The sequence below is a fragment of the uncultured Gemella sp. genome (assembly GCF_963525165.1).
In the GTDB taxonomy this organism is placed as follows: domain Bacteria; phylum Bacillota; class Bacilli; order Staphylococcales; family Gemellaceae; genus Gemella.
On record NZ_CAURJN010000006.1, the window covers coordinates 39,609 to 53,523 of the forward strand.

Genomic DNA, 13,915 nt, shown 5'->3' on the forward strand with positions numbered 1-13,915 from the left:
AATAATTTTGCTTGAAAAAATTTTTTACTATTATTTACTTTAATTACTTAATGCATTAAATAAACAATTTATCACAAATCTGTGATAAATAAAAATTTTTTCTCCCATATATTCAACTATTATTAATTTATAATGTATGCGTTTTATTTGCTATATTACAGATTATTATGATGATTTATTTTTTTGAAACTTCCTGAAATTACTACTTCACATTAAAATTGTATATACATAATTTTTTTAATAAAAATCAAGAATACTATGTTTAAATATACAAATATATATCAAAAAATACAAATAAAACACTTGATTTACTCTTCCCAATAATATATAATGATAAAAAAGTAATGATAGCGTTTACTTTAGAAAAAACAGAAAAAGGAGTTTTATACTATGAGTGAAGTTAAAGTTTTAAAAAATTTTATCAATGGAGAATTTGAAAATATTTCGAATTATGATTATCTTGATGTGCTAAATCCATCAACTGAAGAAGTAATCGCAAAAGTACCTTCTTCAACTAGAGAAGATGTAGACCGTGCAATTGATATCGCAGAAGTTGCACAACGCGACTGGGAAAAATTACCAGCAGTTGAAAGAGGCGCATACCTAAGAAAAATTGCAGAGCGTATTCGTGAACGTGAACCTGAAATTACTCAAACTATCGTTAACGAAGGTGGTAAAACTTTTGATTTAGCAAAAGTAGAAGTACTATTTACTGCTGATTACTTAGATTATATGGCTGAATGGGCTAGAAGATATGAAGGAGAAATTATCCAAAGTGATAGAAAAGACGAGCATATCTTCCTATTCAAACGCCCTCACGGAGTAACTACTGGTATCTTACCATGGAACTTCCCATTCTTCTTAATTGCTAGAAAAGCAGCACCTGCTCTATTAACTGGTAACTCAATTGTTATTAAACCTAGTCAATTAACACCAATTAATGCTGACATTTTTTGTCAAATTTGTATAGAGGTGGGGCTACCTAAAGGAATACTTAATATAGTTCACGGATTAGGAGCTACAGTAGGTAATAGATTAGCTTCTAACCCTAAAGTTGGTTTAGTAAGTTTAACAGGAAGCTTAACTGCTGGACAAGAAGTTATGAAAGCTGCTGCCGAAAACATTACCAATGTATCTCTAGAACTTGGAGGAAAAGCACCAGCTATCGTATTTAAAGATGCAGATCTAAATCTTGCTGCTAAAGCAATCGTTGCTTCTCGTGTAATTAACTCTGGTCAAGTATGTAACTGTGCGGAAAGAGTTTATGTACACGAAGATGTTAAAGCTGAATTCGAAAAATTATTATTCTCTGAACTTGATAAAGTTAAATTCGGTGATCCAAATAAAGAAGGTGGCGTAGATTACGGACCACTTATCGAAAAACGTGCTGTAGACGCTGTTGCTGAAAAAGTTGCTTATGCAGTAAAACAAGGTGCAACTCTATCTTATGGTGGAACTCGCGATGAAAACCAAGTTGGATATTTCTATGGACCTACTGTTTTAACTGATGTAACAAATGATATGAATATCATGAGAGAAGAAACATTTGGACCTGTAATTCCAATCGCTACATTCAAAACTTTAGAAGAAGTATTAGAATACGCTAATGATTCAGAATATGGATTAACTTCATCAGTATATACTACTAATCTTAACACTGCATTTAAAGCAGTTAACGGTCTAAAATTTGGTGAAACATACATCAACCGTGAAAACTTCGAAGCAATGCAAGGATTCCACGCTGGACGTCGTAAATCTGGTATCGGTGGAGCGGACGGTAAACACGGTTTAGAAGAATACTTAACAACTCAAGTTGTTTACATGCAATTAGATAACGAATAAAAATTGAAAAAACAGATTCTAGATTTCTAGAGTCTGTTTTTTATGTAATAAAGAATATCAAAAGAAAATAGATATAATCCAAAATCAAGGATTACATCTATTATATATATTAATATCCTTACTCGAATAATCTAGGATCGAATGTTCCAGGGTCCATTGTTCGCGGTGTAGTAGAATGCTCAGTTTTAACTGGCCCCGTTTTTATTACAGGTTTCGGCGCTGGTTGTGCTGGTGCAAGTGCATCTACTGGTTTTTCTGGATTTGGTGTTGCCCCCGGCTTATCACTTGATGCCGGAGCTGGTACTGATACATCTCCTCCCCCTTTGTTTCCTGCTTTATCTCCAGGAACTTCAGGTTTAACAACTGCTTTACCATCATCGTATTTGTAAGAAACTGTTGCTCTTACTAAGTGAGAGTTGATAGTTTTTGAGATTGTTACGTTCTCTGTTACTGCAGCAGTTTTTGGTAATGCTTTTGGAGCAAATCCGTTTCCTACTTTAGCATCTACATTGAAAGGTACAAATTTAGTTTCATTTTTTTTAAGATCTCCAACGTTCACTGTGTATTGGCCTTTTCCATCAACTGAAATTGTAACTTTTGCAGCTTGTACATATTGAGTTGCAGTAACTTGTACGAAGTTACCTTTTTCATTTTGTACAAATTTAACTGAAACGTGTTTTGATTGAGCTTGTTCAGCAGCTTGTACTACTGGTGCAGTTGTTTGAGCTGCTACTGGTGCTACTGCTAATCCAACAACTACTGTAGCTGCTACTACCTTTTTAATATTTTTGTTCATTATTAAACTTCCTCCTATATATGTAATAATAAAAACTAAAAAAATGTTAAAAAACTTATTTTTCAAATTCATTTTTTAAAGTTTTATTAAAGTTATTATATCAAAAAAAAAAAACGCAAGCTTTTTTTACATGAGATATAGTAAAATATATATGTTTTTTTCTATATCTTTTATGCACTTAATTATACAATGTACCTTTTATTTTTTTTCATAAAGATAACAAAAAACAATTGACATATTTTCAGATAAATGTTAAAATTTTAATTACAATTAATAAAGGAGCTACTCAATAATGAAAACTAAAATTTTAACTAGTAAAAGAGAATACTTTTTCGTGCCATTTTAGCAGCACTTATATCTCATAGCATTGTAGATATAAGTGCAACGATGTCTACAATGGCTAGTTAAACATGTTTTCAGGCCATTGGTAAAAATACTAAATGGCCTTGAGTATAGTATTATATATATTTTAAAAGCTATTTAGTATTTTCTAAATAGCTTTTATTTATTATCAATTAACAGGAGGAAAAATTTTATGTCAGAAAATTCAAAATGGAGTTCTAAAATAGGTTTCATACTTGCTTCAGCGGGATCTGCGATAGGTCTTGGGGCTGTATGGAAATTCCCATACATGACCGCAGCAAATGGTGGAGGTGGATTCTTACTAGTCTTCCTTATCTTCACTCTTTTAATTGGACTACCACTACTTCTTGCTGAATTCGTACTTGGTCGTGGGGCTGGAGTTTCAGCCATTAGAACTTTTGGTAAACTAGGAAAAAATAAAAATTATAATATTATTGGTTATATAGGTGGATTCGCCCTATTCATCTTACTATCATTCTATAGTGTTATCGGTGGATGGATTTTAGTATACTTAGGTATTTCAGTTGCCGATGCTCTTGGGCTTCATGCTACTGGCGATCACACTGCCTTATTCACGAGTGTTATCTCAAATACTTGGATTGCATTAGGAGCTCAGGCTTTATTCATCTTGTTGAATATTCTTATAGTATCTCGTGGTGTTCAAAAAGGTATTGAAAAAGCATCAAAAATCATGATGCCACTATTATTCATTATATTCTTAGTAATTATCGCAAGATCATTAACATTACCAAATGCAATGGCTGGAGTTACTTACTTCCTAAAACCTGATTTTTCTAAAATCACTAGTTCTGGTATTTTATTCGCACTAGGACAATCATTCTTCGCATTGTCAATCGGAGTTACAGCTATGCTTACATATGCTTCTTACCTTGACAGAAGAACTAACCTAGTTCAGTCTGGTATCTCTGTTGTATTAATGAACATTGCAGTTTCTGTAATGGCTGGATTGGCAATCTTTCCTACGATGAGTTCATTCGGTATGGAATCTGAAGGTGGTCCGAGTTTATTATTCATAGTATTACCACAGTTATTCAACAATATGGCATTCGGTAAAATCTTCTACATCTTATTCTTAATATTATTCTTATTTGCTACTATTACTTCATCAGTAGTAATGTTAGAAATTAATGTAGGAAATATAACTAATCAAAGAAATACTAACCGTACTAAATTCAGTGTAATTATCGGAATCTTAACTTTTATCGTTGGAATTCCTTCTGCTCTATCTTACGGATCACTGTCTAATACATTAATATTTGGAAAAACAATTTTCGATTTAATGGATTTCTTAGTATCTAATATTCTAATGCCACTTGGTTGTCTTGCTTTATCAATATTCACTGGATATGTACTTGATAAAAAAGTAGCTCTAGAACAATTACACATAGATGAAAATAAAAAATCTAGCTTAGTATTATTCAAAGTGTGGCTATTCTTACTAAGATATATACTTCCAGTTATTATCCTTATCGTTTGTTTAGCACAATTCTTATAATAAATCAAATAAAACTATCACATCATATATTTCATATTTTGTGATAGTTTTTATTTTTTATCATTGACAATCGCTTTCATTAGTGTTAATATTAAATCATGAATTAAATATTTCTTCGGGGTCGGGTGTAAGTCCCAACCGGCGGTGACTAGTTTACTAGAAGTCCGTGAGCGCAAGCTGATCTGGTGAAATTCCAGAACCGACAGTATAGTCTGGATGGGAGAAGAAATTAGTAATATTAGGATAAAAATACCTAATACTTATTGAGAATATTTTTATAGCCTATAGTACATCTAAAAGTTCTAAGGTCTATTAATCGAATATAAAACTAACCATCAATCCCGATTAAATTTGAAATTCAAATGCAATTGGGATTTTTATTATTTTGAAAGGAGTTGATATTATGCATGAATATTTTATGAACCTTGCTCTACTTGAAGCAAAGCGTGGAACTAAATATACACATACTAATCCTCTAGTCGGAGCAGTTATAGTAAAAGATAATGAAATTATCGCAAGGGGTTCGCATCTTCGTTACGGCTGTGAACATGCCGAAAAAAATGCAATTTCTACTTGCAAAACTCCTGAAAAATTATTTAATTCAACACTTTATGTCACTTTAGAACCTTGTAATCATAAAGGTAAACAACCCCCTTGCACAGATGCTATCTTAAAAATGGGTATCTCTAAGGTAGTCATTGCTCAATTAGATCCTAATCCTATCGTTAGCGGAAAAGGTATCAAATATTTGCAAGATAATGGTATAGAAGTAATAACTGGTGTTCTTGAAAGAGAAGCTTATAATTTAAACTATGCTTATAATCTATTTCATACAGAAAAAAGACCTTATGTAGTTTTAAAGCAAGCTACTAGTCTCGATGGAAAACTAGCTTTTAACAACGAAAAAACTCAAATTACCGGTAAAGAAGTTTATGATTTCGTCAGAAGTGAAAGAGATAATTATCAAGCAATTCTAGTAGGAGCAAAAACTGTTTTAATAGACAATCCTAAGTTAACTGGCGCTAATACATCATTGTTCCCGCCAAAAAGAATTATCCTAGATGCCAAAGGTTCTATCTTTGAAAAAAGTAATCTTAATCTATTTAAAGATAGTTCATCTGAAGTTATAGTTTTTTCAAAATTTAATCATAAAAATCTACCTTCTCATGTAACAGTTATAACACCAAAAGAATTTAGTATAAATGAAATAGTCGCTGAAATAGCGAAACTTGGTATTCAATCAGTTTATGTTGAAGGAGGTCCTTCTATTCATGATCAATTCCTTGCTAGCGGTTGTTGGGATGAAGTCATAACATATATCTCTCCTATTCTTTTAGGAGGGAACAATACTTCATCTTTCACTAGCAATAGGCTAACAAATGAAAAAATACAACTTCAAGATACTAAAGTTACAAAACTCGGTAATGATATAAGAATCTCAGGAAGGAGAGTATCTCAATGTTTACAGGATTAATAAAAGAACAAGGAAAAATAGTAAAAATTATTAAATCTAGTCATAGTATAAAACTGACTATTCAAGCAAGTAAGAATTTACTAGAAACGTACAAAATTGGTGATAGTATGGCGGTAAACGGTGTATGTTTAACATGTGTTCAAAAAAGTTCATCACAGTTTACTGTAGATATTATGCCAGAGACTTATAAAAGAACCACATTTAAAGATTTAAAAATAAATGATACCGTGAACTTAGAACCTGCAATGGGGCATTCAGACAGATTCGAAGGTCATATAGTTTCTGGACATAGTGATGGTTTAGCACAATTAGCCGCAAGACAAAAAGATGAGAATGCCATTCTACTTACTTTTTCATATCCTAGTAGATTCCAAGGTGAAATAATTAACCAAGGTTCTATTACAATTAACGGAATAAGCTTAACAGTAGTAACTTGTGATAACAACAAATTTACTGTGTCGCTGATTCCACATACAGCTAAACATACAAATTTAGAAAAATTAAAAATCGGTGATAGTGTAAATATAGAAACAGATATATTAGCAAAATACATTAAAGCTCAATTAAAACTATTTGGAGGAAAGTTTAATGATTAATAACGTAAGACAAGCAATAGAAGATTTGAAAGCTGGAAAATTAATCGTTCTTATTGATGATGATGACAGAGAAGCTGAAGGAGATTTAGTAGGAATAGCGGAACTAGTTACTGGTGAAACTGTTAACTTTATGGCAAAACATGCACGTGGTTTAATTTGCGCACCAGTTTCAACTGAGATTGCAAAAAGATTAAATCTACACTCTATGCTAGATAAAAACACAGACCCTCATGAGACGGCTTTTACTGTAAGTGTAGACTACAAAACATCAACTACAGGAATATCAGCTTTTGAAAGAGCAACAACTATAAAAGAATTAGCAAATCCAAATTCTAAACCAGAGGATTTCAATAGACCTGGTCATATGTTCCCACTTATTGGTCGTGATGGTGGAATTAAAGTTCGTCGCGGACACACAGAAGCAAGTTTAGATTTAGCTAGACTAGCTGGTTGTTCTGAAGCAACATATATCTGTGAAATTATGAATGAAGATGGAACTATGGCTAGAAGAGATGACTTGTATGAATTCGCTAAAAAATGGAATTTAACAGTCGTGGATTTAGATGAGTTAACACGTTTTTTGTCATTTAACGACAGCGTAAAAGTAAAATTACCAACAGAATTTGGGGATTTTGATTTGCAGCTGTTCGAAGATGAATTTAATAAAGAACACCTAATTATTAGTAAAGGTGATTTAACTTCTGAAGAACCATTATTAATACGAGTTCACTCAGAGTGTTTAACTGGAGATGTCTTCACTTCTCATAGATGTGATTGCGGTGAACAACTACATGCAGCACTTCAAAAAATTTCCGACTTAGGTCGTGGTGCAGTTCTTTATCTACGACAAGAAGGACGAGGAATAGGATTACGTAATAAACTTCTTGCCTATCAACTGCAAGAGCAAGGGGTTGATACTTACGAAGCTAATGTTCAACTAGGTTTTGCTCCAGATGAAAGAGACTATACTATAGCAGTAGACATGCTTGATTACTTAGGTATTAAATCAGTAAAACTTCTTACTAATAATCCAGATAAAGTAGAACAGCTAAGTTCTTTAGGAATAAATGTAGTAGACCGTGTTCCAATAAACATAAAACCACAAAAAGAAAATAAATACTATTTACAAACAAAAAAAATTAAATTTAATCATTTATTAGATATATAAGGAGAATATTATTATGACAACATTTGAAGGAAAATTTATAGGAAAAGATATTAAAGTAGCGATTGTAGTAGCTCGTTTTAACGAATTTATTACTTCTAAATTATTAGGTGGATCTAAAGACACACTTATTAGAAATGAAGTAAAAGAAGAAAATATCGATGTATACTGGGTACCAGGGGCATTTGAAATTCCATTTATTACTAAAAAATTAGTGGCTACAAATAAATACGATGGTATTATTACATTAGGAAGCGTTATTCGTGGAAGTACTAGTCACTATGACCTAGTTTGTAATGAAGTTGCAAAAGGTGTTGGTCACATTAGTCTTAATAGTGATATCCCTGTTATGTTCGGAGTAATAACTACTGAAGATATCGATCAAGCTATCGAAAGAGCGGGATCAAAAGCAGGAAACAAAGGTAGCGATTGTGCGCAAGGTCTTCTTGAGATGATAGATTTAACTAAACAAATCTAAGAAATACTACACTTGATCTGACTTTCAAAAAATTTATTATACATAATAAATACAGGGAATGAAAAACAATTTCTTCCCTGTATTATTTTTTAGTATAAATAAAGAGGGATTACTCCCTCTTAATATCTGTTCGTATAAATATTAATTATTATTTAAAGTAAAGTATTTAAATAATATTATTTTACAGCTGATGTTTTTGGTAAAACTTTTTGTCCATTTTGAGCTTTAGCTGGTGCTTGCCCTTTTCTTGGACCGAAAGTATCGTTAGATCCTTGTGTTGGTAATTTGAACTCAGGTTTTGTGTGTACTTCTGGTGCTACTAATGAAGTTCCATAAGGTTTAACGCCGTGAACTGCTCCAGGACCATTTACTCCTTCGTATGCATGAAGTTTTCCATCTTCTCCTAAGTACACTCTATCTTTATTTAACGCTTCAGGTGCAACTAATTTTTCACCGTAGTCTGGCTTTTCATTTACTAATCCAGGCCCGTTTACTCCACCTTTGAATTCTGGTACATCGTGCACTACTGGTCCTTCAGCATGTGCTACTGATAATGGTAATACTGTAGCTGCTACAGCTACTGCTAAAAATTTATTTAATTTCATAAAATATAAAATCTCCTTTTTCTTAATATGTTTACATCTATTATATATATATATATATATTGTCAATAGAAAAATGAGATATTTTTTAATTATTTAAAATAAACTAACCGTAAGCTTAAACATGTAGTTATTTTGAATTTTTTGAGAATAAACTGAACCAAAATAAGCAAAATCTTCTAAAGATTAATAAGAAAACTAAACAACTTATTAATTTTTTCTATACCCAATTTCACAAAAAAGCTAGGAACTTGAATTTCAAGTTCCTACCTTCTTTATTATCCATATTATTTAGAGTAGTTTGGACTTTCTTTTGTGATTTGAACATCGTGTGGGTGAGATTCGATTAATCCAGCACCTGTCATACGAACAAATTGTGAGTTTTCACGAAGTGCACGTAAATCACGTGAACCTGTATAACCCATACCTGCACGTAATCCACCGATAATTTGATAAATTGTTTCAGAAACGGCACCTTTATAAGGTGTACGTCCTTCGATTCCTTCTGGAACTAATTTTTTACCGTCTTCTTGGAAGTAACGGTCTTTAGATCCTTTTTCCATTGCGGAAATTGATCCCATTCCACGGTATGCTTTAAATGTTCTACCTTGGAAGATTTCTAATTCACCTGGTGATTCTTCACATCCAGCAAGCATAGAACCTAACATTACTGCATGACCACCAGCTGCAATAGCTTTTACTACATCACCTGTGTATTTAATTCCACCATCGGCGATAATTGTTTTTCCTAATTCACGAGCTACTGTCGCACAATCATAGATAGCAGTTATTTGTGGTACTCCTACCCCTGCAACTACACGTGTAGTACAAATTGATCCTGGTCCAATACCAACTTTAACAACATCAGCCCCAGCTTCGAATAAATCACGAGCAGCTTCTCCTGTTGCAACATTCCCTGCAATAATATCTAATTCTGAATAGTTAGTTCTTAATGTTTTAACTGCATCTAATACCCCTTTAGAATGTCCGTGAGCAGTATCTACTACGATAGCGTCTACCCCTGCAGATACCAAAGCATCAACACGTTCAACCGTATCATTTGTAATTCCTACAGACGCTGCAACTAAAAGACGTCCTTTAGCATCTTTTGCTGAGTTAGGGTATTTAGCTAATTTTTCAATATCTTTAATAGTAATTAATCCTGTTAATTTACCTTCTTCATTAGTTAAAATTAACTTCTCAATTTTGTGACCACGTAGAATTTCACTAGCCTCTTCTAAAGTAGTTTTCTCCGGAGCAGTAATAAGGTGCTCTTTAGTCATAACTTCGCTAATCTTAATATCGAAATCTGTTAAGAATCTCATATCACGGTTAGTAATAATTCCTACTACTTTCATGTCTTTTTCATTGTTTACAATAGGTACACCTGAGATTTTATATTGTTGCATTAAGTTTTCTGCTTCATATACTACACTATCCGGTGTAAGGAAGAAAGGATCTGTTATAACTCCACTTTCTGAACGTTTAACTTTTCTTACTTCTTCAGCTTGCTCTTCTATACTCATGTTTTTGTGAATAACACCAAGACCACCTTCACGTGCCATTGCAATCGCCATTTTGTGCTCTGTTACTGTGTCCATTGCAGCAGAAATAACAGGTACTGATAATTTGATTTTCTCTGTTAAACTAACTTTTAAATCAACCTTCTTAGGTAAGATATCACTTTTTGCTGGTACTAAAAGTACGTCATCAAATGTTAAACCTTCTTTTTGAAATTTATTTTCCCACATTTTATTAAAATCCTTTCTTATTTTTCATCATCAGATATATTAAATTTAACTTCATTATTCTCAAGAGAAGCAATTCTACATAAAGAACAAACATTGACATTCTTTTCGTCTAATAATTTTCTACCATCTTGGAAACTTTTCTCAACTAGGATACCAACACCTACAGTTTCAGCCCCAGCTTGTTCTACTATTTCCATAAGCCCTAGAGTAGCTTGCCCATTAGCAAGGAAATCATCGACTATAAGAACTTTATCATCTTTATTAATGAATTTTTCAGAAACTACTATAGTATTAGTTATATTCTTAGTATAGCTATGAACCTTTGCAGTGTAAATATCGTTGTTTTTTAAAGTAGATGGCTTACTCTTTTTAGCAAACACCATTAGCACCTTAAATAAATTAGCAACCATAATTGCCGGTGCAATACCACTTGCCTCAATCGTCAAAATCTTCGTTATCTTCTCTTTTTTAAAATACTCATAAAAAGATTCTGCCATTTTCATCATTAAACCTGCATCAATTTGATGGTTTAAAAAAGAATCAACCTTTAGGACATTATTATCATAAACTTTACCATCGGTAATAACCATTTCTCTTAGTAATTCCATAACTTCTCCTATATAAACTTTGAGTAATTTTACTTATGATACCAAACTTTCATTAAAAATTCAAGAGCCTAATGAAATGTTATTCATTAAGGCTCTTTATTCATAATATTATTTTAAATTGTCTAATAAGTCAGTTATTTCATTTTGAGAAAAATGATATTTTTCTTTACAAAATGCACAAACTAATTCTGTTGTCTCTTGTTTAGCGATATCTTCCAACTCTTCTTTACCTAATGTTACTAAAGCATCTGCATAGCGTTCTTTAGAACAAGTACATTTAAACATAACATCATTTTTATGTAAAATACGATAATTCTCTTCACCACCAAAAATAATATTTGCAATTTCCTCAGGTGTTTTTCCTTCATGAATAAGTGTAGAAATAGGTTTAATATTACTAATTGCTTTTTCAATCTTTGTTATTGTATTATTAGTTGCATTTGGAAGTACTTGTAAAATAAATCCACCTGCAGCTATAACAGAATTATCAGTTTCTACTAATACTCCTAAAGATACTGCAGAAGGTACTTGTTCACTAGCTGCGAAGTAGTATGTGAAGTCTTCAGCGATTTCTCCAGATACGATTGGAGACGTAGTAGTATATTTCTCATTTAATCCTAAATCACGCACTACTGTAATATTACCACCACCTACTACACCTTTTACATCAAGTTTCCCTTGTGTATTACTCGGGATATGAACTTGCATATTTTTTGCATATGCTGTAGTTTCTCCAATTTCATTTGATGAAGCGTATATTGTCCCCGCAGGACCATCTCCACGCACAGCAACATCAATTTTATCACCACTCTTAAGCATAGCTCCCATCATAGTAGTAACCGTAGCAGTACGTCCTACTGCTGCAATCGCCGTTGGATACGCATCATGTCTTTGTCTAATTTCTTCTACTAAATCTGTAGTTTTTGTTACAAAAAATCTAATTTCATCATTAAAGGCTAGGCCTCTAATTAAATAATCTTTCATTAAAATTAATTCCTTTCAAATTTTTATACTTCTAAAAATTTCTTACGATTTTCTATTATACATTTAATTTTTATTATTGTCTATATATTTATGGAAGTGACTAAAAAATCGTGATTTCGAAGAAATTGGTTGTCACCCCCGTACAGTTTATTAGATATCTAAAAAGCTTTTATAAAGTGATTTTAGATATCAATAAACCACTACGTCTATGAGTTCTCATATACACTTTTTTAAAATTTAGGACTTTTTGGTCAATCTCGCTAACATAACTACTTCTTCTCTTATTTATTTGTATAACTTACGATAAACTCTTGCATTTCAGCTATACTATCAGTAAATAATGTTTTTTCTCTATCATCTATAGTTAAAAATCCTTCTTCAACCATCTTATCAAAATATTGTTCTAGAAAATCATAGTATCCATCAACATTCATTAAAATACATGGTGCATCTTTTTTACCTACTCGAACCAATGAAATCACCTGTGATATTTCTTCTAATGTTCCAGGACCACCTGGTAAAGCGACAAATACATCGCCTAAATCAACCAGTTTATCCTTCCTTACAGACATGTCGTCAACAATAATAAACTCAGTAATACCAGTGTGACTAATTTCTCTATCTACTAAAAATTGAGGCATTATACCGATAACTTCACTATTATTTTCTAATACAGTATCAGCTATAACACCCATTAGACCTACTTTACCTCCACCGTAAACTAGCGTGTGATTGTTATCAGCAATCCATTTACCCAGTTCAATAGCATTTTCTTTATACGCTTCATTTCCACCATTATTAGCTCCACAAAAAACTGTAATTTTCATTGTTACTAGCCTCCTTTTAAATATCTGATGAGTTATCTTTATTTATTTCACGTAAAAGATTTACCTCCCAAAATAGAGTGGTAAATCTTTAGTATATAGAAAGTATTAATAATTATTATTTTTCTTTATTCATTTTATATAATTCAATAATACCTTTTAGCGTTAACTCTTCATCAACTACGTCAACTACATCACTATATTTGGCTATAAATTTAGATAAACCACCTGTTAATACAACTTTATAATCTTTATCTAAATCTTGTTTCAGATGCTTAATGATATTTTCAAATTGTCCCAAGAAGCCATAAAATAATCCCGCTTGCATTTGGCTAGTTGTATCTAAACCTAACGAACTACTTACAGCTTCAAATTCTACTCTTGGTAACTTAGCTGCTCTTGAATATAGAGCTTCTGCACTAATATTCATACCTGGGCAAATAACTCCACCACAGTAATTCATATCTTCATCTACACAATCAAAAGTCGTCGCTGTTCCAAAATCTACTACAATAGCAGGTAAATATGAACTAACTTTCGCGCCAACGATATCAACAACACGATCCGCCCCTAGCTTACTACTATAAGGTTCCGGAACTTTTATTCCGGTATTAATTTCCGCTGAAACAATAACCGGTTCTTTTTCAAAATATTTTTTACTCAGTAGTTCTAGAGCAAACATCATCTTTGGAACAACACTTGAGATAACTACGCCATCAAAATCTTCAAACTTTATCCCTTTATCAATGAAGAAATTTCGAATAATAACATAAAGTTCATCTTCAGTTTTGGTATTATCTGTGGCGATGCGCCAAGAATGAAGCATCTTATAATTACTACCAAATACCCCTAGTACAATATTCGTATTTCCAACATCTAATGCAAAAATCATCTACAATCTCCTATGATTAACTTA

At 32.2% G+C, this 13,915-nt stretch carries 13 protein-coding genes and 1 riboswitch; of the genes, 6 read left to right on the forward strand and 7 right to left on the reverse strand.

All coding sequences use genetic code 11. From position 1 onward, the window contains the following. Positions 1–390: 390 nt before the first annotated feature. Complete coding sequence (gene aldA / locus RWQ74_RS02105; protein WP_314396338.1) at positions 391–1,842, forward strand: aldehyde dehydrogenase; 1,452 nt, start codon at positions 391–393, stop codon at positions 1,840–1,842. 118 nt (positions 1,843–1,960) lie between these two features. Here aldA and RWQ74_RS02110 read toward each other — a convergent pair whose 3' ends face one another. Further along, positions 1,961–2,638, reverse strand: a complete 678-nt coding sequence (locus tag RWQ74_RS02110; protein WP_314396340.1) for a hypothetical protein — start codon at positions 2,636–2,638, stop codon at positions 1,961–1,963. A 535-nt stretch (positions 2,639–3,173) separates the two neighbouring features. Here RWQ74_RS02110 and RWQ74_RS02115 point away from each other — a divergent pair. From RWQ74_RS02115 to ribE, 5 genes are all read left to right on the forward strand, one after another. Next, entirely contained in the window at positions 3,174–4,517 is a 1,344-nt protein-coding gene (locus RWQ74_RS02115) for a sodium-dependent transporter (RefSeq protein WP_314396342.1), read from the forward strand. 107 nt (positions 4,518–4,624) lie between these two features. Then, a riboswitch (FMN riboswitch) is annotated at positions 4,625–4,749 on the forward strand. A gap of 171 nt (positions 4,750–4,920) precedes the next feature. After that, positions 4,921–5,991: a bifunctional diaminohydroxyphosphoribosylaminopyrimidine deaminase/5-amino-6-(5-phosphoribosylamino)uracil reductase RibD gene (ribD, locus tag RWQ74_RS02120; RefSeq protein WP_314396344.1), complete on the forward strand. Its 1,071-nt coding sequence runs from the start codon at positions 4,921–4,923 to the stop codon at positions 5,989–5,991. Next, complete coding sequence (locus RWQ74_RS02125; protein WP_314396346.1) at positions 5,976–6,587, forward strand: riboflavin synthase; 612 nt, start codon at positions 5,976–5,978, stop codon at positions 6,585–6,587. Before ribD ends, RWQ74_RS02125 begins: the two co-directional genes overlap by 16 nt. Beyond that, positions 6,580–7,755 (forward strand): GTP cyclohydrolase II, encoded by a 1,176-nt coding sequence (gene ribA, locus RWQ74_RS02130; RefSeq protein WP_314396348.1) that lies wholly within the window; start codon positions 6,580–6,582, stop codon positions 7,753–7,755. Before RWQ74_RS02125 ends, ribA begins: the two co-directional genes overlap by 8 nt. A gap of 13 nt (positions 7,756–7,768) precedes the next feature. After that, complete coding sequence (ribE, locus tag RWQ74_RS02135) at positions 7,769–8,230, forward strand: 6,7-dimethyl-8-ribityllumazine synthase (protein WP_314396350.1); 462 nt, start codon at positions 7,769–7,771, stop codon at positions 8,228–8,230. A 176-nt stretch (positions 8,231–8,406) separates the two neighbouring features. Here ribE and RWQ74_RS02140 read toward each other — a convergent pair whose 3' ends face one another. From RWQ74_RS02140 to RWQ74_RS02165, 6 genes are all read right to left on the reverse strand, one after another. Then, positions 8,407–8,835, reverse strand: coding sequence for an SIALI-17 repeat-containing surface protein (locus RWQ74_RS02140; RefSeq protein WP_314396352.1), 429 nt, complete (start codon positions 8,833–8,835; stop codon positions 8,407–8,409). Between the two features lie 284 nt (positions 8,836–9,119). Then, the gene (guaB, locus tag RWQ74_RS02145; protein WP_314396354.1) at positions 9,120–10,583 is read right to left on the reverse strand and encodes an IMP dehydrogenase; all 1,464 of its coding nucleotides are present in this window, start codon (positions 10,581–10,583) and stop codon (positions 9,120–9,122) included. A gap of 17 nt (positions 10,584–10,600) precedes the next feature. Then, positions 10,601–11,191, reverse strand: a complete 591-nt coding sequence (locus tag RWQ74_RS02150) for a xanthine phosphoribosyltransferase (protein ID WP_314396356.1) — start codon at positions 11,189–11,191, stop codon at positions 10,601–10,603. A gap of 108 nt (positions 11,192–11,299) precedes the next feature. Continuing rightward, positions 11,300–12,175: an Hsp33 family molecular chaperone HslO gene (gene hslO / locus RWQ74_RS02155; RefSeq protein WP_314396358.1), complete on the reverse strand. Its 876-nt coding sequence runs from the start codon at positions 12,173–12,175 to the stop codon at positions 11,300–11,302. A 281-nt stretch (positions 12,176–12,456) separates the two neighbouring features. Next, the gene (locus RWQ74_RS02160; protein ID WP_314396360.1) at positions 12,457–13,002 is read right to left on the reverse strand and encodes a TIGR00730 family Rossman fold protein; all 546 of its coding nucleotides are present in this window, start codon (positions 13,000–13,002) and stop codon (positions 12,457–12,459) included. Positions 13,003–13,117: 115 nt separating this feature from the next. Further along, positions 13,118–13,891, reverse strand: coding sequence for a type III pantothenate kinase (locus tag RWQ74_RS02165; protein ID WP_314396362.1), 774 nt, complete (start codon positions 13,889–13,891; stop codon positions 13,118–13,120). Between the last annotated feature and the right edge of the window lie 24 nt (positions 13,892–13,915).